Source organism: Acinetobacter sp. P1332 (assembly GCF_044057475.1).
GTDB classification, from domain to species: Bacteria; Pseudomonadota; Gammaproteobacteria; order Pseudomonadales; family Moraxellaceae; genus Acinetobacter; species Acinetobacter johnsonii.
On the sequence record NZ_CP171157.1, the window covers coordinates 2,769,574 to 2,794,873 of the forward strand.

Annotated in this window: 33 protein-coding genes and 1 other RNA gene; 14 read left to right on the forward strand and 20 right to left on the reverse strand. The window is 41.6% G+C overall.

Annotation, left to right across the window (positions count from 1 at the left end; translation table 11 throughout):
• From ACFN7Z_RS13685 to ACFN7Z_RS13750, 14 genes are all read right to left on the reverse strand, one after another.
• A complete protein-coding gene (locus ACFN7Z_RS13685; protein ID WP_395442045.1) occupies window positions 1-342 on the reverse strand; it encodes a hypothetical protein in 342 nt (113 codons plus the stop codon).
• A gap of 54 nt (window positions 343-396) precedes the next feature.
• Complete coding sequence (locus ACFN7Z_RS13690; RefSeq protein WP_395442047.1) at window positions 397-1,728, reverse strand: phage major capsid protein; 1,332 nt, start codon at window positions 1,726-1,728, stop codon at window positions 397-399.
• A complete protein-coding gene (locus tag ACFN7Z_RS13695) occupies window positions 1,725-2,354 on the reverse strand; it encodes an HK97 family phage prohead protease (protein ID WP_094148310.1) in 630 nt (209 codons plus the stop codon). Before ACFN7Z_RS13695 ends, ACFN7Z_RS13690 begins: the two co-directional genes overlap by 4 nt.
• A gap of 7 nt (window positions 2,355-2,361) precedes the next feature.
• Entirely contained in the window at window positions 2,362-2,550 is a 189-nt protein-coding gene (locus ACFN7Z_RS13700) for a hypothetical protein (RefSeq protein WP_094148309.1), read from the reverse strand.
• The gene (locus ACFN7Z_RS13705; RefSeq protein WP_125275150.1) at window positions 2,547-4,235 is read right to left on the reverse strand and encodes a terminase large subunit; all 1,689 of its coding nucleotides are present in this window, start codon (window positions 4,233-4,235) and stop codon (window positions 2,547-2,549) included. The genes ACFN7Z_RS13700 and ACFN7Z_RS13705 overlap by 4 nt, the downstream gene beginning before the upstream one ends.
• Window position 4,236: 1 nt before the next feature.
• A complete protein-coding gene (locus ACFN7Z_RS13710; protein ID WP_395442050.1) occupies window positions 4,237-4,713 on the reverse strand; it encodes a terminase small subunit in 477 nt (158 codons plus the stop codon).
• 486 nt (window positions 4,714-5,199) lie between these two features.
• Window positions 5,200-5,436: a hypothetical protein gene (locus tag ACFN7Z_RS13715; RefSeq protein WP_395442052.1), complete on the reverse strand. Its 237-nt coding sequence runs from the start codon at window positions 5,434-5,436 to the stop codon at window positions 5,200-5,202.
• Window positions 5,436-5,744, reverse strand: a complete 309-nt coding sequence (locus tag ACFN7Z_RS13720; RefSeq protein ID WP_395442054.1) for an HNH endonuclease — start codon at window positions 5,742-5,744, stop codon at window positions 5,436-5,438. Before ACFN7Z_RS13720 ends, ACFN7Z_RS13715 begins: the two co-directional genes overlap by 1 nt.
• Window positions 5,744-6,118: a hypothetical protein gene (locus ACFN7Z_RS13725; protein ID WP_395442056.1), complete on the reverse strand. Its 375-nt coding sequence runs from the start codon at window positions 6,116-6,118 to the stop codon at window positions 5,744-5,746. Before ACFN7Z_RS13725 ends, ACFN7Z_RS13720 begins: the two co-directional genes overlap by 1 nt.
• A gap of 185 nt (window positions 6,119-6,303) precedes the next feature.
• Window positions 6,304-6,777, reverse strand: a complete 474-nt coding sequence (locus ACFN7Z_RS13730) for a hypothetical protein (protein WP_094148303.1) — start codon at window positions 6,775-6,777, stop codon at window positions 6,304-6,306.
• Window positions 6,778-7,147: 370 nt separating this feature from the next.
• Complete coding sequence (locus tag ACFN7Z_RS13735; RefSeq protein WP_395442058.1) at window positions 7,148-8,959, reverse strand: primase-helicase family protein; 1,812 nt, start codon at window positions 8,957-8,959, stop codon at window positions 7,148-7,150.
• Complete coding sequence (locus tag ACFN7Z_RS13740; protein WP_395442060.1) at window positions 8,956-9,864, reverse strand: primase-helicase zinc-binding domain-containing protein; 909 nt, start codon at window positions 9,862-9,864, stop codon at window positions 8,956-8,958. Before ACFN7Z_RS13740 ends, ACFN7Z_RS13735 begins: the two co-directional genes overlap by 4 nt.
• Complete coding sequence (locus ACFN7Z_RS13745; RefSeq protein WP_395442062.1) at window positions 9,864-10,364, reverse strand: phage regulatory CII family protein; 501 nt, start codon at window positions 10,362-10,364, stop codon at window positions 9,864-9,866. Before ACFN7Z_RS13745 ends, ACFN7Z_RS13740 begins: the two co-directional genes overlap by 1 nt.
• Before the next feature lie 29 nt (window positions 10,365-10,393).
• Window positions 10,394-10,594 (reverse strand): Cro/CI family transcriptional regulator, encoded by a 201-nt coding sequence (locus ACFN7Z_RS13750; protein WP_094148300.1) that lies wholly within the window; start codon window positions 10,592-10,594, stop codon window positions 10,394-10,396.
• Window positions 10,595-10,690: 96 nt separating this feature from the next.
• On the opposite strand from ACFN7Z_RS13750, the gene ACFN7Z_RS13755 reads away from it, so the two are divergent.
• The 11 genes from ACFN7Z_RS13755 (at window position 10,691) to ACFN7Z_RS13805 (ending at window position 15,674) form a co-directional block, all read left to right on the forward strand.
• Window positions 10,691-11,344 carry a LexA family transcriptional regulator gene (locus tag ACFN7Z_RS13755; RefSeq protein ID WP_094148299.1) on the forward strand — a complete coding sequence of 218 codons (654 nt, stop codon included), beginning with the start codon at window positions 10,691-10,693 and terminating at the stop codon, window positions 11,342-11,344.
• Between the two features lie 152 nt (window positions 11,345-11,496).
• On the forward strand, window positions 11,497-11,817 hold the full coding sequence (locus ACFN7Z_RS13760) for a hypothetical protein (RefSeq protein ID WP_395442065.1): 321 nt from the start codon (window positions 11,497-11,499) through the stop codon (window positions 11,815-11,817).
• Complete coding sequence (locus ACFN7Z_RS13765; protein WP_395442067.1) at window positions 11,814-12,260, forward strand: hypothetical protein; 447 nt, start codon at window positions 11,814-11,816, stop codon at window positions 12,258-12,260. The genes ACFN7Z_RS13760 and ACFN7Z_RS13765 overlap by 4 nt, the downstream gene beginning before the upstream one ends.
• Before the next feature lie 5 nt (window positions 12,261-12,265).
• Window positions 12,266-12,445 (forward strand): hypothetical protein, encoded by a 180-nt coding sequence (locus ACFN7Z_RS13770; protein ID WP_395442069.1) that lies wholly within the window; start codon window positions 12,266-12,268, stop codon window positions 12,443-12,445.
• Complete coding sequence (locus ACFN7Z_RS13775) at window positions 12,429-12,635, forward strand: hypothetical protein (protein WP_086209555.1); 207 nt, start codon at window positions 12,429-12,431, stop codon at window positions 12,633-12,635. Before ACFN7Z_RS13770 ends, ACFN7Z_RS13775 begins: the two co-directional genes overlap by 17 nt.
• Window positions 12,619-13,059 (forward strand): hypothetical protein, encoded by a 441-nt coding sequence (locus ACFN7Z_RS13780; protein ID WP_395442071.1) that lies wholly within the window; start codon window positions 12,619-12,621, stop codon window positions 13,057-13,059. The genes ACFN7Z_RS13775 and ACFN7Z_RS13780 overlap by 17 nt, the downstream gene beginning before the upstream one ends.
• Window positions 13,056-13,670 (forward strand): 3'-5' exonuclease, encoded by a 615-nt coding sequence (locus tag ACFN7Z_RS13785; RefSeq protein WP_395442073.1) that lies wholly within the window; start codon window positions 13,056-13,058, stop codon window positions 13,668-13,670. Before ACFN7Z_RS13780 ends, ACFN7Z_RS13785 begins: the two co-directional genes overlap by 4 nt.
• Complete coding sequence (locus tag ACFN7Z_RS13790; protein ID WP_395442075.1) at window positions 13,667-13,879, forward strand: hypothetical protein; 213 nt, start codon at window positions 13,667-13,669, stop codon at window positions 13,877-13,879. The genes ACFN7Z_RS13785 and ACFN7Z_RS13790 overlap by 4 nt, the downstream gene beginning before the upstream one ends.
• On the forward strand, window positions 13,876-14,103 hold the full coding sequence (locus ACFN7Z_RS13795) for a hypothetical protein (RefSeq protein ID WP_395442076.1): 228 nt from the start codon (window positions 13,876-13,878) through the stop codon (window positions 14,101-14,103). Before ACFN7Z_RS13790 ends, ACFN7Z_RS13795 begins: the two co-directional genes overlap by 4 nt.
• Complete coding sequence (locus ACFN7Z_RS13800; protein ID WP_125275191.1) at window positions 14,090-14,326, forward strand: hypothetical protein; 237 nt, start codon at window positions 14,090-14,092, stop codon at window positions 14,324-14,326. Before ACFN7Z_RS13795 ends, ACFN7Z_RS13800 begins: the two co-directional genes overlap by 14 nt.
• 190 nt (window positions 14,327-14,516) lie before the next feature.
• Entirely contained in the window at window positions 14,517-15,674 is a 1,158-nt protein-coding gene (locus ACFN7Z_RS13805; RefSeq protein WP_395442679.1) for a tyrosine-type recombinase/integrase, read from the forward strand.
• A 111-nt stretch (window positions 15,675-15,785) separates the two neighbouring features.
• On the opposite strand, the gene ssrA is transcribed toward ACFN7Z_RS13805, so the two are convergent.
• Window positions 15,786-16,144: a transfer-messenger RNA gene (ssrA, locus tag ACFN7Z_RS13810) on the reverse strand.
• 130 nt (window positions 16,145-16,274) lie between these two features.
• Here ssrA and glpK point away from each other — a divergent pair.
• The gene (gene glpK, locus ACFN7Z_RS13815; RefSeq protein WP_058952289.1) at window positions 16,275-17,759 is read left to right on the forward strand and encodes a glycerol kinase GlpK; all 1,485 of its coding nucleotides are present in this window, start codon (window positions 16,275-16,277) and stop codon (window positions 17,757-17,759) included.
• A gap of 87 nt (window positions 17,760-17,846) precedes the next feature.
• Here glpK and ACFN7Z_RS13820 read toward each other — a convergent pair whose 3' ends face one another.
• The 3 genes from ACFN7Z_RS13820 to ACFN7Z_RS13830 all read right to left on the reverse strand — a co-directional run bounded on the left by ACFN7Z_RS13820 (window position 17,847) and on the right by ACFN7Z_RS13830 (window position 21,279).
• Window positions 17,847-19,376, reverse strand: coding sequence for a DHA2 family efflux MFS transporter permease subunit (locus tag ACFN7Z_RS13820; RefSeq protein WP_058952290.1), 1,530 nt, complete (start codon window positions 19,374-19,376; stop codon window positions 17,847-17,849).
• Between the two features lie 6 nt (window positions 19,377-19,382).
• Entirely contained in the window at window positions 19,383-20,534 is a 1,152-nt protein-coding gene (locus ACFN7Z_RS13825; protein WP_004984327.1) for an efflux RND transporter periplasmic adaptor subunit, read from the reverse strand.
• Between the two features lie 247 nt (window positions 20,535-20,781).
• Complete coding sequence (locus ACFN7Z_RS13830; RefSeq protein ID WP_058952291.1) at window positions 20,782-21,279, reverse strand: thioesterase family protein; 498 nt, start codon at window positions 21,277-21,279, stop codon at window positions 20,782-20,784.
• A gap of 108 nt (window positions 21,280-21,387) precedes the next feature.
• Between ACFN7Z_RS13830 and hemB the strand changes: the two genes are divergently transcribed.
• Together hemB and thiO are read left to right on the forward strand one after the other, a co-directional pair.
• Window positions 21,388-22,401: a porphobilinogen synthase gene (gene hemB / locus ACFN7Z_RS13835; protein WP_058952292.1), complete on the forward strand. Its 1,014-nt coding sequence runs from the start codon at window positions 21,388-21,390 to the stop codon at window positions 22,399-22,401.
• A 27-nt stretch (window positions 22,402-22,428) separates the two neighbouring features.
• Window positions 22,429-23,538, forward strand: a complete 1,110-nt coding sequence (gene thiO, locus ACFN7Z_RS13840; protein WP_058952293.1) for a glycine oxidase ThiO — start codon at window positions 22,429-22,431, stop codon at window positions 23,536-23,538.
• A 7-nt stretch (window positions 23,539-23,545) separates the two neighbouring features.
• On the opposite strand, the gene ACFN7Z_RS13845 is transcribed toward thiO, so the two are convergent.
• Entirely contained in the window at window positions 23,546-24,466 is a 921-nt protein-coding gene (locus tag ACFN7Z_RS13845; RefSeq protein ID WP_058952294.1) for a TIGR01777 family oxidoreductase, read from the reverse strand.
• 53 nt (window positions 24,467-24,519) lie between these two features.
• Window positions 24,520-24,972 carry an ABZJ_00895 family protein gene (locus tag ACFN7Z_RS13850; RefSeq protein ID WP_058952295.1) on the reverse strand — a complete coding sequence of 151 codons (453 nt, stop codon included), beginning with the start codon at window positions 24,970-24,972 and terminating at the stop codon, window positions 24,520-24,522.
• Window positions 24,973-25,300: the final 328 nt, after the last annotated feature.

The window sequence follows — 25,300 nt, forward strand, 5'->3', positions numbered from 1 at the left end:
TTATTTAGATGCTTTAGAGCCTTTCTTGACTGGATTCTCAGGAACTAAAAGCAATTCTGGCTCTTGCACCATGTCTCTAAATTCATCAACTACTGGTCGCCCATTTAAATTTAATAAAATATTAGGCGGGATCTGCTCATATTCTTTTTCAGCTGCCAGACGATCTGCTTCAGCTTTTTCAACTGCTAAACGATCATTTTCTGCTTTTTTTGCCGCAGCTTTTTCATCAAAAATTTCTGCTGCACCCAATTGAATGAGCACATTAGCTTCATAATCCTGAAGGTCTTGCACAGATCCAGCTCGACCAGAGCAAAGATCTTTCAAAAATTTAACTTTTGGCATTTTCTCTACTCAATAAAAAAGCCCCTAAAAATTAGGGGCTTTTGCATAAATTAATTAAGTAAACTGGACATAACCCGCTGCAACACCACGAGGCTTCCAACGAATAAATCGCTCACCACGAATCGCAATCAAATCACTTTGATACAAACTCACCCAATTCGGTGCTGCATCAGTACCCGTATTAATGGATGCTTCAGAACTAATTGCAAAATCAACCGCACCGTCATCAGCCAGAAGAATTTGAGATGGAATAACCAATACGATCTTATCAGCACATGCAGCTGAAATTTCTACAGGCAGAGTCAGCAACTCTTTGGCACCATTGATATTCATACCCTCAAAGTACTTCTTACCCAAGGCATCACGGAGCACACTTAATTTTGCAGCGCGAGTTTCTGACATTACCCATGTTGCACCTTCCAATGTTAGGCCAGCATCAGTTGCCTGTTTAATAACAGCAGCAAGATCCGTTTCAATTGCAACGCCAGTTTCACCAGTACTCGGAATTGCTTCAACACCATTTAAAATGGATGCTGGGCTATCCGTAGATTCAGCTTTCGCTGGATCAAAGAATTGACCATCAATAAATGCTGCCGTTGATTTAAGTAAATCATCCAAGACAAGCCCATCCGCTTTTGGATTTGAAAAGCGCACCAACTCTTCAGAAAGCATAACAATCCCTGCGACTTTAGATTTAGTTAAAGTCACACTACCAAAAGTTGGATTAGTCACAGGTTTAGTTTTTGCTTCCCCTACCCAACCAACAGTTGATGCTCCAGTTTGAGAAGGAACTTTGACATTAAAAGGGACCTGACGCATTTTTGAAGCTAATTTATCGACAGCAGTTTTACCGCGTAGTAATTCGATAAACTCACCAGAAAGCACCTGGAAATCAACCAATGATGCTCCAAATGTAGCTTCAGATGTTGTGCCAACTAAAGCTTTTTGAGTCACTGCATTTTTTACAATCTCTGGAGCACGCCATGAATCGAGCACTTGCGTTGCTGTTACAGCACCTTTACTTAGTGCTGCAACTGCTTGTGCCTTAATAGCAATTGCAAAGCCAATACCTGGTGGCAAATTACTTTTTGTTTCAACAATTGGAGGTTTGCCTTGAGTCGAATTTAAGCCTTTTTCAGAAGTACCGCCTTCAACTGGAACTGTCGTACCAGGTAAGTCAACTTGAGATTTTTGAATTTTTTCCAATCGAGCAAGGTTTGCTTCTAAGTTTTTGATTTCAGCTTCATAACCTTTGATGGTTTCTTCATCAGCACCTTCAGGTGTTGAACCATTATCGTTAGCGGCTTTTGTCATGATGTCTGACATTTTCTTCATACGATCACTGATCGTTGCTTTAATTGCATCAATATGTTCTTGCAAAGTCATACGAGTTTCACTCCAGTAGATTTAAATTTTGGTGTTTCAAACAGCTTTACTCCGCCCACTTTTGGTACTGGAGCTGTTGAATTGGTTGATTGAGGTGGTTTGCACGGCAAAGACTTTGCTTGCTGCTCAATATTCTGTTTATTTGGCTGATCGGGATGGCAGAGTGTCTTAATGCCAGTGATTGTTGCTTCCTGATTCGCAGGAATCGTGACAGCGGATAATTCATACCAATCCCATTTGATGAACTTATATCCCCAAGTACCTTGAATATCAGCCACTTCAAGCCCACGAAAACCAATTGAAAGCCCACGAACTAGGCCCGTTTTAATGCTGTCCCAAGCTTCTTGCAGACGCTTTTTCAGTTCGTCTGATTCAACTTCTTCTGGTTTTACTAACTGGATGACAACCTTAATACCTTCGTCAGTAACTTGAGCTTCAGTGACTTTGCCAATTGGTTGTCGCTTATCGTGCTGCCATAAAAATGGAACTGGCAATGTGAACTGCGCTCCTTTTGGCTCAACAACATCATCAACACGGTCAGGCGTTGGCGTTGTTGCAATACCCTCAAGCTTCCACTCTTCATCATTGACCGACTTAACTTCGAGTAAGCTATAAGCAAGCTTCATCGCTTTTTTACTCCTTGGTTTTACTTCGCTTTGAGCCTGCTTGAAGTGCTTCCAACTTTTCACAAGCCAAAAAAAATCGCTTATCAATGTAAGCGATCTCTTTATCTGTTTTGCCTGCTGTTGTGCAGGCCCCGTAATGGTTTTGCAGGCTCCATTGTCGCCCAATTTCTTGCTTTATATTTTCATTTCGTGTCATACAAAATACACCCCATAGCTTTGAGCTGTTAACTCAGGATTCAATGACATCAAAGCAACTGCGTTAAATGTCGCAATTAATGGATCAATCTTTCCCTTGCCTGATTCTTGTTTTCGAATTGTCATCGCATTGCCCTGGTAAACCCCCTTTGCATTACCTACACACCAATTCATCATGCGCTGGCCAGCATGCTGAAATTTCCCTTCTGCTACTTTTCGTTCAGTGGTCTGTACATATCCTGAAAGCTGATAACCTTGAGGAACACCAATCAATAATTCAAATGGAACTTGTTCAAGCAACCCATCTTGTAGTGACGGCATACCAAGTTTGTCTAAACCGATAGCAGCTTTTTCAGGAAACTTTCCAGCATCATAAATACGCTTACATATTTGAGCTGCTTGACGAACATCATCACCAACGTTCTTTACGATGACCAAATCACCTTCTTTTTCAAAGTCCTTATAAGCTGGAGCATTTTCTTGACGACGCTCTAATGCAATAGGATGTACCCATGCACGGTTCCAACAATACCAAAGCGACCGATCATTTTTATCCCGCCCAATAATCGACATTCCAAACATATCGTCTAAACCACCACCATCGAATCCAGCCGTGCAGATTTCACTTAAATCCAAGATAGATTCAACAAACAACTTATCTTTGTATGCAGAGAGCATCCAAAAGTCTGCACCAGCCCAGCGATCCGCACGCTTATTCATGCCAATTTCGACATTCAAATATTTCGCTAGGAAAATTTGAACCGAATCATCACCACTTTGCTTTGCTTGTTCGTATTTATTTAGCAGGTATCTAATATGAGTAGAGCGCCCCAAGTTAGGATTAGTCACATAGAAATAATCAGGATTAAGATAACTTTCATCATCAATCATGCTTTGTGGAAATTCATACAGTAACGGCAAAAATGAAGGATTAATAATTTCACCATCACGCACCTTACGGGCATAGTCTAATTTCTTTTTAAATACACCAGCTGGCGGCTTGTCTGATTGTGTAGACAACCAAATAAGAAAGCCTTCTGGAAAAGATGCCATACCACCTGTTGCTTCCTCCAGCATAGATTCAGCATTTGCCCTTTCACCAAAAACCCAAAGTTCATCAACTAAAATAAAAGCACCTTTTGATCCAGCGCTTGACCCTGTTTCGGCTGCTACAACAGTTAAAACCGCTTTACTCGAACGATCCGTTATCGTCCTTGTATGTTCTGAAACACCGAAACGTTTTTTTAATTCTGAATCTTCCAAAATCATGTTTTTAATAGGAGTGAAACTATTATCTGCAACCTTTTTAGTTGGTGCGATAATGATAAATTCTGCCGCTTCACGACTATTCAAAATAATCGCTGTCAGCATAATTCCTGCTGCAAGCGTAGACTTGGTGTTCTTCTTGCTAATGAGCATGAAAAACTCATTAATCAATCGCTGCCTTGAAATTGGATCATATGCACCAAAAATCACGCTAACAAAATCAAAAACCCAATCAGCTGTCACTTCACCAATCGTTGGCTTACAATCCACATCAACTAAAATCAACTCTTTAATCACTTCGAGAGCCATTTCAGCTTCGTCAGGAAATAACGGCTCACAAGGTACTAAAGATTTTTTTTGTAAAATCCTTTGCTCCCAATCTAGGCAAGCCGTTGTCCAAGTAGGAAGCATTGATGTCATATCAACTCACCATTCGACTTTCACGTTGCTTTCGTCTTTCATCTGCAGTAGCAAATTTACCTGATTTAGCCACTCCATCAGCAGCATCTTCACGGCCCTGTTTAATCCCAACTTCACCAACTTTGCCCCGCGTATATGGCAAGGCTGCTTTAAGCGCCTCGATGCGATGCTTTATGTCAGCATTAGGGTTTTTCCAAATATGCTTTAAACCCTCAAGAGGATCTTCTATACTCTCTAACGCCTTAAATTCAGCTTCTTTAGCTGCCTGAACTAAAGGCAGAGAATCATGTCCCGCCCCCTCTCCCCCTGATTTTAAAAGCCCGTCCAGATAAGTTAATACCTCGGGGTTTTGCATCAATTGACTGCCTTTTGAGCCTGCGGACTTCTCTGAAAAGCCTGCGGCAATTGCTGCTTCTTTATTTGACTTGCCCTGCACCTTGGCATGGACAAATGCCTTCATCTTTGCAGTTAAAGCCATTTCTTTACCTATAATTCAGTTAGTTTGGAGAAATTAATCTAAATTTATGATTTTCAATAAAAAGTTTATTTACTTTTCTGAAAACAGAGGTTTTTTTTACAAATGAGAATAGGGGGCGGTGTCCGCTTAGACCCAAATTTTTAAAATTTGATACCCCCCACGGGGTTTAATTTGCACCAATATGATGCAAGTTATTAATTTTATTAAGATGTTCCACGAAAACCTTAATAGAATTAATATCTATACATGTTCCACGAATTAAAAATCCCTGCCGTTGCCGACAGGGATTAGAAGTGTCAATCATTATGGCCAACTTATGCGTTAATGGCTTGCCGTCACCAAAGTCAAATCCGTTTTGTACCCGCCTTATCTCAACATCCTGTCGAGCCTATAACGATCATGAGTTTTGCTTTCACATGAGCGTGCCGTCTATTCCAAGCTGTCAACATTGAGCCTTGCTAACGTGTGCAGGCTCTGTATGTTCAATTAATCTTTAATGCGCTGGAGTCCAAGTACAGCCAGTTGCTCATCGTTAAGTGATTCAATGCTTAATTCATGGTGCAGGTACATGACAGGTTTGCCAACCTTCAAACTGAAACCCTCAAGCTGCTCATGTACATACTTTGCTTTCTCAAGGGAACCGAATGACTGGAAGTCACCACGTACAACAATCAACACCGTGTCAGCATGGATTTGTTCAACGTCAATTATGTTCTCAGCCATCAACGCACCATCCCCAGCTTACTTTCTTGCTGCGACTTCTTGTCATGGCATGGCTTGCATAGCGACTGGAGGTTATCCATATCATCAGTACCGCCTTGAGCCTTGTTGACAATGTGGTCACACTCAAGATTCATGGTTACTCGTTGGCACTTGCAACAAGTCCAGCCATCACGCACATGAACAGCATGCTTTAATCGCTGCCAAGGTCTACCGCCACGGCCTTGTCCATAATTCTTCTGGGTGGTCAATGTTGGTTGATTACTCTTCAACGTTGGCAATGAACCACCAAGCTTTGCTAATCGTGTCATCACTTCACCGTATATAATTTCGCGTCTTTGGGAATGGGTTCATGCACTGTCAGCGTTTTGCCCTCATTGATTCGCTGAAAGCATGGTTCACACAATGCTTGCCAGTTTTGAATATTCCAAAATTTAACTTGGCTTGTCGGATCTATAAGGTGGGCAACCTGCTCTGCTGGGCTTGTATAACCACGCTTTGCACAATCATGGCAGTAATTATTTACCAATAAATAATCAGCACATGCTTTACGCCATGCTTTGGATTTATCATCCATCAATGACTTAGCTTTTGCCTTTTCTGCTTTGGCCACAGCACGTTCATGTTCTTTCCAGTGCTCATCCCGTTCACGCTTACCCATACAATCACCAACGAACTCGGCCATAAAAAAACCCACAAGACTGTCACCATGGCAATCTTGTGGGCATAAAAAAACTGCATGAACCTCTGAGAGAACATGCAGTCATTGAATTGAGCCTTACGACTCACTGGAGAACTACAGCGTTTTAATTACAGTTTTCCATTGTGGTAAAAATTAACTTAAATTTGCTTTTGCGTCAATAACTAATTTTACTTAGTTTTACTTACCTGAGTAAAAATTTTATCTTCGCCATTAGACAACTCCATGTTTAGATCTTGAATTACCCGATCTACCCATATTTTCATATGTTTTCGTACAGTGGTATCACTCCAGCCACAAAGTGCAGCTCTAGCTCTTTCAGTTGGTTTATAGCTGGCAGGCACTAAACAAAACTCTGTCACAGCAATCAGCAATATCGATTGATGATAATCATGGCTTACACCTGATTCAGTAAATTTTGATTCATACTTGCCCACCAATATTTCACTAAAAATTTTTACATTCGATTTTGTGTTTGCACCAAAGTATTTAAGGCGAAGTAGGTTGTCCTCAAACTGAGTTAATTTTGCATAACTCATTGCAAGTACTACATCTTGAGCAGTCAATGAAGGCGAACCTCCGTCAATGCGATCAGCACCATAGTCGATTGATTTTGGATTGAGCAAACGTAGGAATTTTTCCATTGGTCAGCCCTCATGTGAATCATGTGAATTACTTGGGAATGACTTTTTTAAGTCATTCACATGGTAAGCCATTGTTTTTATATTTATTTTATTTAAATGTGAATGAGTGAATAATAAAATATTCACACACGCGAAAAGAAAAAAAATAAATACACTTAAAATAGCGCGGAAAGATATAGAGAAAGGGGTTAAAAAATAATTTCTCACGTATACGCATGAGAAACTATTCACTCGTTCACATTGCTTTAATATAGTTTTATTATTCAAGCAATTACCATGTGAACGAGCGTGTGAATGAGGTTTTTTGTTATTCCCATCATTCACATACAACTGGTCACAAACCATTGTTTTAGCGTGAAAAATATTAGGTTCAAACCACTCGTTTGTCAAGAACATCAGGAACCCCCTTTTCAAAATCATTTGCACATTCACCATACCAATCCATATCGGTTTTGCCATCAGGACGATCACCAATGGAAATAATTAATGATTGCCCTTCCTCTCGCCCGTATCTCCAGCGCTGCTTCTCAAGCAATTTAATCCCATCAATTTTCTTTAAATCCTCTGTAAATTTTCGATATGAATATTTATGTTCAAGGGATGATGAAGCCCATTCCTTGTATGAGTCATAGAGCTGCTTTGCCTTACAACTTATGCATTTATATTTGGTTTCACCTGCCACCCATTCATCAATAAATACTTCAATAGATCGCTTACTGGCATTAAGCAACAGTCGTTTTGCATCGGTTATTGGTGGCTTGTCATGCTTAAAATCATCTAAGTCAACGCAAAGCAAATATGTATAAAATGCATCTAAACCATCGCCTGCAATCTCTGCATAAACCTGTTCACTCAATTTTTCATCAAGCTTACTTTCTGGAGCAATCACAAACCACCGACGTGCTTCACCATGTAAGGGGAATGGAATATTTTCATTTGATGCAAAGGCCATATTGAAATAAGCAGGAACTTGTTTTTGCGGACGCTGCTTCTCATTAATCGTGACACTTTTTGCTGTAATTAATGCATTCAAATAAGGCGTAACGTTATATTTAGTAGCATTGGTCGCAATTTCTTCACCAAAAATAAAAGCTGCATTATTCAACCAACCATTAAATTGTGGACTTTCCAGTTCCTGAGATGTAATCACTCGGTGATATTTTCCATAAATACCACCCATGACCTTTTCAAATAGTGTGGTCTTTCCTGAACCCTGAATATGACTGGCCATTAAAACAGCACTGTGTGCCTTTTGACCCTCATTCTGCAAAGGATAGGCTAGCCATTGAATTAACCACTGCTCAATATCTAAATCTCCATTACACAAAGACCAAATCATTTTCAAAATCCCAGCGCAACGTGACCGGGTTATGCCATATTCAAGACGATTTTGATCCTGATCCAAAAGCTCATTGACTGAATACCCCTCAAATGTATTGATATAATTTGGATCAATATCAATTTTTCGAGTTGGATCAAAGATCAATTTTTCATAATCAATTTCACTTCGAGTTGGACTTTCAATCCACTTTTTATATTCATGCGGATACATCAGTTGTGCAGCTGACCATGCAACTACTCTATTTAGAGACTTGTCGTATAAGAATGTTTCACCTTTAAGCAATACACAGTTTTTACTCATATTGGGCGCAACAAAACCCGCCTCTTCCACTAGCAGCTGCTCTACTTCATCTTTTTCAATCGTTTTTCGGTCTTCATGTGTATACCAGTGCTTAAAGACTGCGCTTAACGTATGTTTTAAAGATGAAATTTTAAATTTATGCTTTGTTTTAAGGTCAAATGCATCATTACTGCATGCAATAACCGCATAACGCTGTAAAGCATCTTGTAATTTATCTGGTTTTTCCCCATCCCCTTGAGATTTCTGCCCACCACTTTCGGAAACTTGATTCATGGCAGGTGCAAAATCTAGTGAGAAATCATCCTTAGGAATAACTTGATCTGTAACTATCTGATTTTCCTCACCTGCCGAAGTCATCCCCAAAACGTGGTCGGCTTGTAAAAGGGGGTTCGGGGAAACGGCAAAAGCAGAACATTGCGTAGAAATACCGCTTTCTATCTGCGCACGCACTTCTGCTAACCCGGACATCACATGCAAGTCATTGAAATCTGATGGGTGAGAATTTGATTGTGGCTGCTCTAAAATCTCTTCTTCACTCATACGTTCACCACTTGACTGAATTCGGGAAGAATCACAATACCGCCTGTTGCAGCCACAGCTTTATTAGCGGCTTTTAAGCCTGCATTTGGTGGAGTTGAATGACTGTCATCATCAGCAAAAAATACAAATTTTCCTGATGGATATAGTGATCTTAATTCCATTGCGACTTTATCCATATTCCCTGAATTAAAAACGATAACAACAACATAGCCAGTTGCTTCATAAATACTTGCACCCGTTGCATACCCCTCTGCAAAACCAATCAACTGATCAGGGGAAACAATTTCACCCATAATATAAAAACATCCACTAACACGTCCCCCTGACAAAAATGGCTTATGGCCATCTGCATGAATTTCTTGCACGTTCCAGATTTTTCCGTCCTTATCAAATAATGGAACTATCAAATTTCCTTTTCCATTAATACGGCAGCCATGGTTCTTTACTTGTTTACGCTCTAAGTATGGGCACTCTCGGTCAGCCGACTTATATGCCCAAATACGGGCAGCACGTTTAGCAGCAGTTTCTTGTGCTTTACGCTCTTCCAATTCAGCAGCTTTAGCCTGGGCTTCTGCTTTTTCTTTCCATTTTTTTCGGTCTGCATCTGTTACTTTTGTTTCAGCAGACAAGCCCAATACAGCTCCAACTTCAGTCAAAACTTCTGAGTAATTCATACTTCGTGATTTTTCAATTAGTGCGAAACCATCACCAGCACCACACTGATTGCAGATCCAAGTACCTTTGCCCTGCTTATCATCACAACGAAAACGGTCTTTACCTCCACAAATGGGACATGGCCCATGTATATTTTTCTTCTGTGGGACTGTTATTCCAAAAGCTGGGTAAAGTAAATCTATCCAACGTCCCAATGCAGCGTCGCGAACTTGATCAAACGAAAGTGCCATTATTCATACTCCGCGTCATGTTGCTGCTCAACCATTGCCAGTAACGTTAATGCAACTCGCACCAGATCCATCACATCCTTTTGGATTACAGCCAATTCATCTTCACTGATCACCCTATCACCAATTGCGGTGGCTATAGATTGAGATAAATCGCCTTGTTCACGTGCTAACTTTCCGATTTTCATAACAAAATCTGATGTATTTAGGTGTTCAGGTTTTGGTAATTCAAACCAAGCTGCATTGCCATGAATGGCACAAATACTGTCCATAATTCGACCATCTTGGGTTTCAGATAAAACTGCTTCCAAATGGTAAATATTAGGTTTATGAGTTGGTGTTGTTGGATTCAAAGAACTACGAAACGTATTGATATTGAATCCATTTTTTTCAGCAATAACTGCCATGAGTGAATCATCATTTTGACGGTACACTGCTGCTTTCAATGCCATAGTTAATGACAGTACTGTGCGTTCAATACGCTGTGTGCTAGTGAGTTTCATGTTTAAAACTTCCCAATTCATTCATTTTTTTAGTTATTTGCATGAGCTACATTTTGCTGAGTTTCAAGTGACTTTAGGCGATCCGCAGCAATATCTCTGATCTGATACTCACGTAACTGTGGAATTTGCTCTTTATTCCATCTTGCAACTGCGGCCGTGGTTATCCCCAGAGAATCTGCAAGCTCAGAAAGATTGCAACCTAATAATTCGATAGCTTCGTCTCTAGTCATTACTTTTCCATAAACTAACTTTAGTTAGTTAATTAAATAGAATTTAACTTAGCTAGTCAAGAACTAATATAAGTTAGTTATTAATGAGATTGAGCAATGGAAGATACATACAGCACAATCGGGTCGAGAATCCGCAAATTGAGAAAAGATAAAAAACTAACTCAAAAGGATGTTGCTAAAATCTTAGGAGTATCTGATGCAGCCATTGTGCATTGGGAAAAAGATCTAAACACCCCAAAACTAGAGCACCTTACTATTCTTGCGCCTACGTTAAACACAACAGTTGATTACATCATGTATGGAAAAACTGAAAGTGAAGAGAACGTTAAAGAATATCGACCTATTACTAGAATGCTACCCGTGTTAACACACGTACAATGTGGCAGTATGACAAATGTCCGCTCTATCTCTCCTCATGAAATTGAACAATGGTTACCAGGACCGCCAGAGGCTGGAAAGAATGGTTATTACCTGATTACACAAGGGGTTAGCAACTCACCTTATTTCAATGATGGTGAATTTATTTGTATAGATCCTGATGTTGATTTTAATTCTGTTCAGACTGGTGAAATGATTGTAGTTTGCCAAGATGATGAAGCAACCTTTAAAGCTCTAGTCAGAGATTTCAACAAAATCTACCTAAAAGCCCTAAATGAAAACTTCCAGCCAAACATCATTCCTTTGAAAGAAAATGCTGAGTACAAAGGAAAATATGTTGGAAAATTCACCCCAAGTAAAAAATTCATATAAAAATCTAATTTTTCATTTTTTATAAAACTCAGATTAATCTGAGTTTTTTTATAACTAAAAAATAAAACTAACTTTTATTAGCTAAAATTATTGACAATAAATCTAACCAAAGTTAGTTTAATAAGACAAATTAACTTAAATTGGTTTTTATTATGAACACTTCAAATTCCCATAGTAAAACTGATCAATTCGATCAAACCATCCTCAATCGTCTTCTTGCTGAAGACTTTGGGCAACCTCAGTTGTCTGATCTTGCTTTCTACAAACTTCGGGCTGCTGCACAAATTGGCAATGCAATCTCTGCCATGCGCAATGCAACCAATCAACATGATTTTACTCAAGCCCTCAATCAAGCCGATGCATTTATCACTGCTGCTTTAGATTACGAATTTATTGATCTTTCTGAAAAAGCTGTTTGGCTGGATGAAATGGCTGCCGTCGTTCGTATTCAAACGATTGGAGAGTCTGCATGAACTTAGCCCAAACCCCAGAAAGCATTGTGCCTGAACAATCAGTGATTGATTCATGGCCTACAAAGGTTCGCATAGCTTCGCACCCATGCCAGGAACAAAAACCAGTTGAAGTTATTTTTGATGCTGAACGTTGGCTCTATGAACGCAAAAGTGCTTATCCAATGGTGGAGTGTTTACCTGGTCCAGCTGATGGAATGTGGAAAACATTTCGCTACCACCCTGTTTGCAATGGTGTTGTTTTAAAAGACCAAGATGTTTTGGTTTTGTACCCAAATGGCAATTACTACGTTAAGCCTGATACCAACCAAGAAGGCTGCGAACATCACCCATCAAAATGCTGTCAATGCATGCTCAAAGAAATTGATGAGGAATATCTCAACTGGATGTCAGATGAGGAAAAGCATTTAAGCGCTGCACTGATTTCAATTAATGAGGTGCCGTGATGATCATGATCCTTATTCAAACACTGCCCTTTGCTTTAGTTTTTTTACTAGCAACAGCTTTCATAGCTGGATTGGTTTGGTGTGTATGTACTGCTGTTAACCACGCCAAATACTTAAAACTTGAAGCCAATCACCTTCAAAAAATTATTGAAGATCAGGAGAACGAGCATGCTCAAATTCACTGATAACCAAAAAATAGAACATGTTTTTAATTTAGAAAATTTGGTGCACGTGCATGTGCGCAAGTCTGACGAAAAAAATGTCACGCTCACTATGCATATGCTTGGGCCACACACCATTCCAGTAACTGTTGAAGCTAAGACAGCTAATTTTGTTTTGAGCGAATTAGGGGAACATTATGCAATCGAACATTGATCATAGTGCAATTATCAATAAGGGCAAATCTATTGCCCTTGCCATCCAAGTCGACGACTGGCTGAAGGCGCAGGGCAAATTAGAGCCGATACAAATTCCTTTTGGCCAAACTCGAATGAGTATGAAACCAAAGGACACCGAATATAAAACTGGCCAGCAATCTATGCGCGAATCTATGGCTGATTCTGTTAGTAAAAAAAGACCAGTTTTAAGCTCAACTGATCGTCCTTTAACGAAAGAACAAGAGCGTCATAAATTCAATTTTGAAGCTAAGACGAAAGCTCTTGCTAAAGGTGAAAGTACTTTTGGAGGCAAATGTGACTTGCATGGACTTACCGAGTTCAAAGCCTATCAATCTGGCAAGCATCACTGTGTCAAATGCCGTCAACGTACTAGCCAATTAAGAAAGGAACTTTCAGCATGAAAAATAAATTAATGGTTGATTGTGAAACTTTAGATATTGGCGAACGCCCTGTTTTACTCAGTATTGGTGCCGTGGTTTTTAATGATCAGCAAATTCAAGATTATTTTGAATACTTCATCAATAAAGAGACTGCTATCAGCGAAGGTTTTACTGTTAGTCAAAGCACACTTGATTGGTGGGATCAACAAGATCCAGATGCTCGTGCTTATGCGTTCAACGGTGAGGGAGATATACAAGAAGCCTTGAAGGCCCTGGTTCAATTTTACGAATTAAATGAATGCACTGAAATCTGGTCAAAAGGTTCACTGGCTGACATACGTTGGATTAACAATGCCTTGGATTATTTTGGCATCGAACGACCTTGGAAATATTACAAGGAGTTCTGTTTCCGTACCCTTTTAAAATCTGTACCAAAATTTGATATGCCATTTGTGGGAATGCCCCACAATGCCCTTGATGATGCAATTCATCAGGCTAAACAATTTATTCAAATTAAGAAAATGCAAGCGACACAACATCAGCTGCTCATTGAACAAGGTCAAGCATTCAATGTCCTATCTCAAAAGTGTGCAGATTTAGAATTTAAGCTGCTTCAAAAGGAGGCTGTGTGATGGATTTAAAAAACTCAGCAATCACAGCAATAGTTTTGATCGAATCATTAGTTCATTTACTTAAAAATGAAAACGTAGATATTTCAACGGTAAAGATTACCATTGGAAATAAAAAAGATGGGATTGAATCACCTGAAATACAACTTCAACAGCTTATTGATATATCACTTAAAGAGCTTCTCGAAATAAAGAATGGTGAAAAATCATGACCAATATATCTACAAAATTCAAAATTGACGACAAAGTTGTTTATTCAAATAAGCATGTTCCTAATAAATTAGTCATGACAGTAAAACGCGGTACGTACAAAAGTAGTGGTATGGAAATGGTAACTGTCGAATTACCAGGTGGACTTGCTCATACTTTTGCATCTGAATTAAGAATTGCAACACAAGCTGAAGTTGCAGCAGGTGTCCGTCATGACTCACCTTGACCTGCTCCGGAGCCCAAATTTCAAACGTTCTTTTGAACGTAAAATCGTGGCTCATATCAATGCAGAATATTTGAAAGCCGGTTTAAGTCCACCGCTACCAAAATTTGAAAATGACATGGCTACTTATGCTGAAGCAAATGTCTCGAAATTAGCAAACCGTGTCCGTACTGGAGCTGTGCTTTTTGCACAGTTGCTCGATGAACAAAAGGAGGCCTCTAAATGACTAATGAAATTTTAGATGCCCTACTCGAATTAGGCTTAACAGCTATTGATTGGGTGGATGCATGCCAATTTTCCAAGCTTACTGGCATTGAAGAACAGAAGCTAAACCATAGACGTAAGAAATGGCCAGAAGACAAAGTTTGGTCAAAACAAGACGGCAATATTTATTTTTCAATTCGAGGCTACAACCAATGGTTGACAGATCAAGCGGAACATCGTTACCACAAGGCATCAGGCTCAGAGATGGCACTATTGAAATCAACTTCACCCACAACAAGCAGCGCCAATACATCACGCTCCCGCACCCCGCGAATGCGGAAGGTATTAACGCAGCCCATAAAATTAGAAGTGAGTTAAAGAACAAGGCGAAATGGGGAATTTTAACTGAGCATGATATTGCCCAGGCTAAAGGTGAAATCGTTGATGAAAAGCATACTATTGTTGGTAATGGTGTGCTCTTTCAAGAGGCTGCACAAAAGTATTTAAAGCAATGTGAAAGCAACATGGACACCAAGAAAGGTTATAAAAATATCTTGGAAAAACATTGGATGCCACACTTGGCTTTAGTTCCTATTCATCAAATTACATCTGATGATATTAAGGAAATTATTATTGAAGCTGACTTTCAAACTGCAAAGACATTGAATAACTGTTTAATTCCATTGCGTGGGGTTTTCTCAACTGCGCTGGAGAACAAATATATTTCCGAAAACCCTGTGCAGTTTATTAAAAACAAAAAGGTTCAAGTTGATATACCAGATCCATTCAGTCGTGCGGAAATGACCGCACTATTATCCTGGTTAAACACGAATCTTGAGGACAAAGACCACTTTTATTATTGGTACTATGAAATGGCATTTTGGAGTGGGTGTCGTCCATCAGAATTGATTGCACTGCGCTGGGCAGACATTGATTGGTTTAATGGAACTATACGAATCAATAAAAGTCGTGTACGTGGGCATGAAAAAAATGTGACAAAAACACATGTAGCACGTGAGGTCTATTTAAATGAAAGATCGACTCAAGCTTTAAAGGCGATTAAAGATTTAAAACTCAGTAGCGATTACGTCATGATTTGCCCAGAGACTAATGCTCCATTTTTCAATGAGAAACCACCACGTTTGAGAATGGTGGAAGCCATGAAGTCCTGCATGATCCGCCACCGCCCTGCATATAATGCACGGCATACTTATGCAACCATGCTTTTAATGGATGGCGTTAATGCAGTCTTTGTCGCTGATCAACTTGGCCATAGTCTCCAAATGCTGATTAAGCGATACGCAAAATGGATACATGGAGATAAGAACAGGATAGAAATGGCAAAACTAAACACTACAAATGGCACTTAAGGTGCCTTTTTTAATGTCTATGAAAATGTGGCGGCTTTTGTGGTGAAGTGTGGCAAAAATGTGGCAATAAAAAAGCCACTTTTACAAGTGGCTGATTTATATAAAGAATTTTGGTGGAGGTGGCGGGAGTTGAACCCGCGTCCGCCAGCACTACGCTCGAGAATACTACATGCTTAGATATCGTCTACTGTTTTAACTCTTTGTGACCCGACGAACAGGGTACAAATCGCGATCCTCTTAATTTAGTACAAAACCCCGAGGCTTAGTTTTATACGGACTTGTGTGCGTGCGCTTCAGTCGGACTCTCTAACCACAAGTATTCGGAGAGGCGGACAAGCTGCCCTTAGGCAGCTAGAGCGTATGATTCGTCGTTTGCGACTAAAAAATGCAAATTTGATTTACGAGAGAAAATGCGCTCTCGACATGCATCTATGAGTTTCATCACCAGCGTCGAAGCCAGAAACACCCCCAAAGTAGCGGTAATCATAGCATAGTTGCTAGAAAATACGATCTATTTTCTAAACAAACACACATATTGATGCGCTTAATTACATAATTGCGCTAATATTTTGGTTTTCAAGTCCAACAATAAAATAATTTATGAGCTACTTACTTGCACTCGACCAAGGAACCACTTCGAGTCGTGCCATTATTTTCAATGAACAAGGTCAAGTTCAGGCAACGGCGCAACGCGAAACGCGTATACATACCCCTCAATCAGGCTGGGTAGAACAAGATGCTCAAGAGATTTGGAGCTCACAAATTGCCGTTGTACAGCAGGCTCTGGCCTCTGCTCGTATTTTAGCCAAAGACATCAAAGCCATTGGCCTTACTAACCAAAGAGAAACGACCGTGGTTTGGGATAAACGCACAGGTCAGCCGCTTGCACCAGCCATTATCTGGCAAGACCGTCGTGCATTTGAATGGTGCAATCAGCTCCTACAGCAAAACCTAAAAGATAAGATTCAATCCAAAACTGGACTCCGAATTGACCCTTACTTTAGTGCAGGAAAATTGGTCTGGTTACTCGAGCATGTCAATGGTCTACGCACACTGGCTGAACAGGGGCATGTGGCCTTTGGCACGATTGATAGTTGGCTGATTTGGAATCTTACCCAAGGTGCTCAACATGTCATCGAAGTCAGCAATGCCTCTCGCACCATGCTCATGAACTTAAGTACCCAGCAGTGGGATGAAGAGCTGTTAGATCTATTTAATATTCCGTCTGCATTACTGCCAAAAATCATCAACTCGGACACCTATGTCGCCGATACCGCGGCAGGCTTACTCGGTGCCAATATTCCGATTACAGGCATATTAGGCGACCAACAGTCTGCGCTGTTTGGACAGTCCTGTTTTGACATTGGGACTGCCAAAAATACCTATGGCACAGGTTGTTTTATGCTGTTCAATACAGGCGAGACCGTTCAATACAGTAAGAACAAACTGCTTTCGACGCTGGGTTGGAAAACGCAACATCAAACCACTTATGCCCTAGAAGGCAGTGTATTTATGGCCGGTGCGATTGTTCAGTGGCTACGAGATAATTTAGGCATTATTCAAAAAAGTAGCGATGTTGAAAAATTAGCTTGTACAGTTCAAGATACCGATGGCGTCATGCTAGTTCCGGCATTTACTGGACTCGGTGCACCACATTGGGACAGTGAAGCGCGTGCCCTCTTATGTGGAATGTCGCGTGGAACCAATAAGGCCCATATCGCTCGCGCAGCCTTAGAGTCCATTGCCTTTCAAGTCTCTGATGTACTGACCGCCATGCAAGCCGATATCCAGCAGCCGCTGAAAGAGCTCCGCGTCGATGGTGGTGCCAGCCAAAATGACATGCTGATGCAGTTTCAAGCCGATATTTTAAATGTGCCTGTACTACGCCCTAAGATGCAGGAGTCGACCGCATGGGGCGCAGCGGCCATGGCAGGGTTAAGGTGTGGCGTATTTTCAAGTTTGGATGAAATTGCACAGTCTTGGCAGCTTGAACGTGCTTTTGAACCCAAAATGAGTCCAGATCAACGTGAGTTTCACTTACAACAATGGCAATCTGCCTTGAAACGTGCAAAGTCAGAACTTTGATTATTTAACGCTATTGTTTTGAGATGTCAAAAACATCATAAAATTGCATAATAAAAAACCGCTTCAAGAAAGCGGTTTTTTATTACCTTAATGCGCATGCCCGCCACCGCCTGCCCCTATTTTAGGTTTAGGGCAGAGCCAAATAATAGATGCTGCAAATAGGAACACCAAGGCCAAGATCAGGAAAATATAGTTTGCCGATAAGGTCAACGCTTCTTTATCCACCAGACTAGAAATATAGCCTAATGCACCTTCCGCGCTCATTCCCTGCTGCATCAACACCGACTGGGTTTGATCTGTATGCAAACTGCCGACCATTTCGCTACGTGCAACTTTGGTATGGTCGTCCCAAATAGTGACAGCAATAGAGGCGCCTATCGCCCCTGCCATAGTTCTTAAGAAGTTCATTAAACCTGCGGCTGATGCCATTTCATGCGGCAATACCGATGACAGCGCCATATTTGATAATGGGATAAAGAAAAATGGTACAGCAAAGCCCTGCAAGATTTGCGGCAGTGCCAATGCAAAAAAGTCAGCATCTGTGGTCCAGAACGAGCGCATCAAAGTCACCCCGCCCAAGATGCTCAAACCAAAACTGGCCAGTGCACGTTGGTCATATTTGGTTGCCAATTTCGCCACAATGGGTGACATGGCTAAACTACCAAAACCCATGGTTGCGGTTAAATAACCAGCCCAAGTTGCGGTATAACCCAAATTGATCTGTAACCACTGCGGAATCAGTACAATACTGCCAAAAAATGCGCCAAAGCCAAAGGCTAGTGCCAAGACAGAAATCGTGAAACTACGGTATCTAAAGATTTGGATATTCACCACTGGATGCCGTTCGGTCAGCTCCCAAATGGTAAAAATCACCAAGCCAATCACAGCCGTTAAAGCCAGTACCACGATCGCAGGACTATTAAACCAGTCACGTTCATGCCCCAAATCGAGCATAAGCTGTAATGCCCCAATCCATAAAATCAGAAGGATCAATCCACCGCGATCAATTTTGAGTTTGGCCGTTGCGGTTTCCGCAGGTTTAAGCAGACGCATCGCAGCAAAAGCACACGCTATCCCAACAGGAATATTAATAAAGAAAATCCAGTGCCAAGACATGTTGTCACTAATGGTTCCCCCTAAAATCGGACCAAGAATTGGGCCAACCACTGTCGTCATTGCCCACATGCCCATCGCTTGGGATTGCTTTTCTGGAGGAAAAATCCGCATCAGTAACATCTGACTGAGCGGCATGATCGGGCCACCAAATAAACCTTGGCCAATTCGGCAGAAAACCAACATTTCCAAACTGGTCGATAAACCACAAAATACCGAAAATATGGTGAAGCCAATCAGACTTAAGGTAAAAACTCTCACGCCGCCAAAACGACCTGCGAGCCAGCCTGTTAAGGGAACACAAATCGCTTCAGCCACGGCATAAGAGGTAATCACCCATGTTCCTTGCGAACTCGATACCGCAAGGCTTCCCGTAATATGAGGCACAGAAACATTGGCAATGGTCATGTCCAGCACGACCATAAAGTTGGCCAAAGCGAGGACGAAGGCCGCCAGCATAAGGCGACCACCCTTTAAGTCACCATAGGGAACGTAGCTATTCATGCGCAATTACTTCGATTTCAAATCGATTTGAGCTTCCATCGACAAGCCAACACGTAAAGGATGTTCAGCCAACTCTTTCGGGTCGAGTTGAATACGTACAGGCAAACGTTGTACCACTTTAATCCAGTTGCCTGTGGCATTTTGTGCAGGAATCAGCGCGAAGGCAGAACCTGTTCCACCAGAAAAGCCCAAGACCGTGCCATGGAACTCAACCGAGTCACCATAGAGGTCTGAGGTTAAAACCGCTTTTTGACCTGGGCGCACATTTTCAAGCTGGCTTTCTTTAAAGTTCGCATCGACATATAACTGTGAAATTGGCACCACCACCATGAGCACCGAACCCGGCGCCACACGCTGTCCAACTTGAATTTTTCGGCTCGTCACCACCCCATCAAATGGTGCTTTAATTTCAGTACGTTCTAAATCAAGTAAAGCTTGTTTCAGTTTTGCCTGAGCAACCAAAACATCTGGCGTTGAATTTTCATTGCTACCTTGAATTAAAGCTTCATTTGCAGCCAAGTTACTTTGCGCAGCTTTCTGGCTGGATTTAGCCTGCGCCCAACCCGCTTGCGCCAAGTTATAGCCTGCTTGTGCATTATTTAAAGCAGCTTGTGCCGTGCTTAATTCTTCTTTAGAAATCGCGCCTGTCGCACTCAACTGCTGACGACGGTTCAAGTCATCTTGCGCTTTATCCAACTCTGCTTTGGCTTTAGCCACTTGTGCTTCAGCACTGTGAATGGCGTCATCACTCACAAAGACTTGCGAGTTTAGAGAGCTGCTGTTGGCCGCACTTTGTTTATACTGGCGCTGTGCTTTAAGTAATTCGGCCTGAGCTTGCGCTACAGCAATTTCAGCATCACGATGATCGACCAAAACCAGCACATCACCTTTTTTTACAGTTTGCGTGTCACTGACCAAAACTTTTTCAACTTGGCCTGTCACCATAGAGGTAATCGAGGCCGTTTCCGCGCCCACATAAGCATTATCAGTTGAAACTGAATGGTTAAAGAACAGTTTCCAAATCAAGAATAAAATGGCAGCAATGATCAGGATCACAGCCACGAAACCTAAGCTTTTCTTACGTTTAGCTTTCAGTGCTTGATCATTGATTTGATCGGCTGGATCAGTATCTGGCAGTGTATTTGAGGCATCTGTCATTGATTTTTCCTAAATCTAACAGACTTGGTCAGCCGGCATCATCCCTGCGAAAGGGACATCAGACAAGTATTGTCTGCATTGGTGTCGATGAGAAAGTCACAATAAAATTTGATGCATTCTAAGAGCAAATAATCACATTTTGAGAAAATAAATTGTAACTGCTCAGTCTATTTTAGTTTTCAGCATCCAACTTCCTATTAGATGCTGTAAATTTCACTTGAATATTAAATACTTAATTAATTTAAAACTAATAAGCATAAGAAGCAATCGCTGTTGCAATCGATTTGCCTTCATCATTGACCATGGTCATGCGCATGGTGCAGCCTTTACGCCCCAATCTTAGGGTTTCAGCACGGGCAATAAAGTATTTTCCACGTCCCGGCGCAAGATAATCAACTCGCATATCGACTGTAGCTAAACGGGATACTTTTTTAATGGTGTCCGCAATCGTGTCAGGTTCCGCTTTTTTATACAGCTCCCCCATCGCTACAATGCCACCAATACTGTCTAAAACCGTTGCAGCCACGCCCCCATGTAAAATTTGGAACGCGACATTGCCAATTAAGTAATCTTGCATATCGATATAGGCTTCAATTTTCCCGTCAACGACTCGCATGGTCATGGTGTTGTGCTTAAAAAATGGCGACGCATTAAAAGCCTTAACCAACTGCTCAAAAACCACATCTATATCCACTTTTGCTCCTAAGTGTATGCTGCCCGTCCAGCTTTTTTCACCACTACTCATAACAATCTGCTTCACTCTTAAAACAATAAAAACCCGTCAATATGTGCCCAAAGCCATAAGATAGGTCTACAATACTGACCTAGTTTAATACCGATTATCGAGATTTGTATGACCTATACGTTCAATCGTCCCGCCTTCCCCGCTACTCGCATGCGCCGTATTCGTAAAAATGAACATCTGCGCTCTATGGTTCGCGAGACCCATTTAACGACAGATCATCTTATCTATCCAGTATTTGTACTGCCGGGACAAAACCAAACGCAAGACATTCCCAGTATGCCGAAGGTGCAGCGTCTATCTGCAGACTTACTCTTAAAAAAAGCAGAACGTTTACTTGAACTTGGCGTATCGAAACTGGCGATATTTCCAGTTACTCCCCAAGAAGATAAAAGCTTAAGTGCAGAAGCGGCATGGCGTGAAGATGGTGTGGTTCAAAACACGCTACGTCTGCTCAAAAAAGAATTACCTGAAATGGTGCTGATTACCGATGGCGCACTTGACCCGTATACTACGCATGGTCAAGACGGCATCATTGATGACACGGGTTATGTACTCAATGACGAAACCGTTGAAGCACTGATCAAACAAGGGTTAAGCCACGCTGAAGCTGGAGCAGATGTCTTTGCGCCAAGTGACATGATGGATGGTCGTATCGGTGCGATTCGCCAAGCCTTTGAAGCCAATGGTCATATCTACACCTCAATCATGGCCTATTCAGCAAAATACGCGTCGAGCTTCTATGGCCCTTTCCGTGATGCGGTCGGTTCATCCAGCAACCTCAAAGGTGGCAACAAATACAACTATCAAATGGATGTCGGCAACCGCGCAGAAGCATTACATGAAATTGCCCTCGATATTCAAGAAGGGGCTGACATGGTGATTGTGAAACCGGGTATGCCGTATTTGGACATTGTCCGTGAAGTCAAAGACAACTTCGGTGTGCCGACTTTCGTTTACCAAGTCAGTGGCGAATATGCCATGCTCGCAGCGGCCATCCAAAACGGCTGGTTATCGGACAGCGTGATTATTGAATCACTGATGAGCTGCCGCCGCGCGGGTGCAGATGGCATCTGGACCTATTTTGCAGAAGAAGCTGCACTAAAACTAAAAGATATGAAATAACAGCGCGTTTAGAAGGATTGAGTTGCAATGCATATTGCCATCGTTGGCGCGGGAATCAGTGGTTTACTGACAGCGCTTGAGCTGATTGAACACGGTTGTTCTGTTGAGATTTTTGATCAACAACAAGCGGGGCAAGCGGCTTCATGGGCAGGTGGAGGGATTCTCTCCCCGATGTACCCATGGCGCTATCCACAAAGTGTCAATGACCTCGCCAAATATGGCAAAAGCATGTATCAAGCATGGAATGAAAAAATTAGTCCGGTTTCGGGGATAGATTTTGAAATCCACGAAACAGGTATGCTGATTTTTGATGAAGCTGATTTTGACATTGGCCTAAATTATAAAGATCAACACCAAGAACCGATGCAGCATTGTGAGCTTTTGCAACGTGAGCAACTGGAACAGGTCAATTCCCGCATTTCGACGCGCTTTCAACAAGCCATCCATTTTCCGCAATTGGCTAACGTCCGTAATCCACGACTGCTCAAGTCAATTGTGGAATACCTCAAACGGCAGCCACAAGTCACCTTTCATGAGCAAGCGTGGGTACATACCTTTGACATAGTCAATCAGCAAGTTCAAGGGATAAAAACTGCTGATGGACAAAGCTACCATGCAGATCATGTGGTGATTGCAACAGGCGCATGGTCACAGCACTGGTCCGAACAACTCCAGTGCAGCATTCCAGTGAACCCCGTACAAGGGCAAATGTTACTGTTTAAAACCCCTGAAAACTGGCTACCAACCATGTGTATGAATCAGGTTATGTATCTGATTCCACGTTTGGACGGTCATATCGTTTGTGGTTCAAGCATGGCGGATGTCGGTTTTGACCAACGCCCTTCGCTACAAACCCAGCAAAATATTTATAAAGCCTGTTTGGATATGGTGCCTGAGCTGGCAGATTTCCCAATTGTGAAGCATTGGGCAGGTCTACGCCCAAGTTCACCAACGGGTGTTCCTTATATCGGCCCCTTCCCTGAAATAGCCAATCTCTGGACAAACTTCGGTCACTATAGAAATGGTCTATGTATGGGGCCTGCATCTGCACGACTGCTACGCGAATTGATGTTGGAGCAAAGCTTAACGGTTGACGCCAGCGCCTATAGCCCTGAGCGTTTGGTAAGCTTTGCTTGATCAAACGCTACTTGGCTAAATTTTGCGGTTGAATAATGTGGATCAAGGCTTCTTTTAAAGTGGGATATTTAAACTCAAACCCCTGTGCTTTCAATGCTTCGGGGCGAACAAATTGACCATTCAACACCAATTGAGACTGCTCGCCTAAAAGTAACTTCAGCACAAAAGCTGGTAAAGAAAGTAATGGTCTACGTTTTAGAATTTGCGCTGCGGTTTGTGCAAATGCTGACTGGGTGACTTTTTCTGGACTGATGACATTAAAAACTTGTGCAGTGGTTTCATGCAACATTAAAAACTCAATCGCTCGCAGCACATCTTGAATATGCACCCAGACCACAGGTTGCCGCCCCGAACCGATACGCCCACATAAGTTCATTTTGATCGGAAACAACATTTGCGGCAAAATGCCAGCCCCTCGTCCAAAGACCACACCTAAACGAATAATTTTGGTATTTTGCGACGTGTCTTGCCGTGCAGATTGTTCCCATTTTTGACACAACTCTGACATAAAAATAGACTGCGGCGCTGACTGCTCATTACAACACTCTGACCATTGTTCAGTCGGATCGATGCCATAATAGCCCACTGCCGAACCTGAAATAATACATTTCGGTTTAATATTTCTTTTAGCGAGATATTGATAGAGTATTGTCGTGGTTTCAACACGACTGGCGATCAGCTTTTGCTTGCGGGCATCTGTCCAACGTCCCTGAGCAATACTTTCCCCAGCCAAATTCACCACATAATCAATGCGATCATGCTTGAGTTCTTCTAAAGCTCGAATCCAAGTCAAATGTGGGTGAATTTTAGGCAAATTTTTCTGTCGACTTAAGCCAATCACTTCATAATCTTTTTCTAATAAATAATCGAGCAAGTTTGAACCAATAAAACCACTTGCTCCTGTCACCAATACACGTTCTTTTTGCATAGCGTGATCTCAAATGATGCTTTTGCTCAAACTATAGCATTTAGAGGAAAGCTTTACGATTGATCGATCATTTTTGCTGCCATACGCTCCGCTTGTTTGCCATAAAACCAGTAAGTCAGCACATACAGCGGAATCGCAATCAATAAAATCAGAATCACCACCATACTGATAAACTGTGGTTGTTGGACGTAGAGCATAAAGTTTTGCCAAACTTCAGCATCTCCTTGCGCAAAGATAAATAAACCTAACATGAGAAAGGCAAAGTTATAGCTCCAAAAAATTAGACTAAAACCTAAAGTGAATTTCTTCCGCTCTGCTTGGCTTGGCGCACGGCGCTGCTGCTTAATAAATTTAAGTAAAACCCAAATCATGGCCACCAAATAAGGTACAGCCGTTAATACAGCTCCCATCCCTGTCGGAAGTAGTGCAGCGAGCACACCACAGACACAACTAAAGACAAAACATATGAAAAAAAACCAGAGAAAATATCGTGTTAGCGAAATCATAGCGCTACTTTAAACCCAGCCAAAAAATCATTATAAAAAAAATTCAGTTTTTTTTCATTTTCATGTCAACCAATCGAAGTTGATGTGCGTTAAATAGGGTACAAGGTCGCAGCAACCGTCAACATTGTACCGGCATCCACAATACGTACGGTGACCTTTCCTAGAGCAATAAGATTGGCTCCAAATTTAAATGTTGTCAGCAGCCGACATTTAAGCGTGAAGCAGTTTTCTTTGACCGACGATTTCATCATCACTCGAATCGTCGGTCTTTATTTTTTTGAGGACTGATTTTTCAGTGCTCCCCCACCTCAATAGATCAAGAAACCCT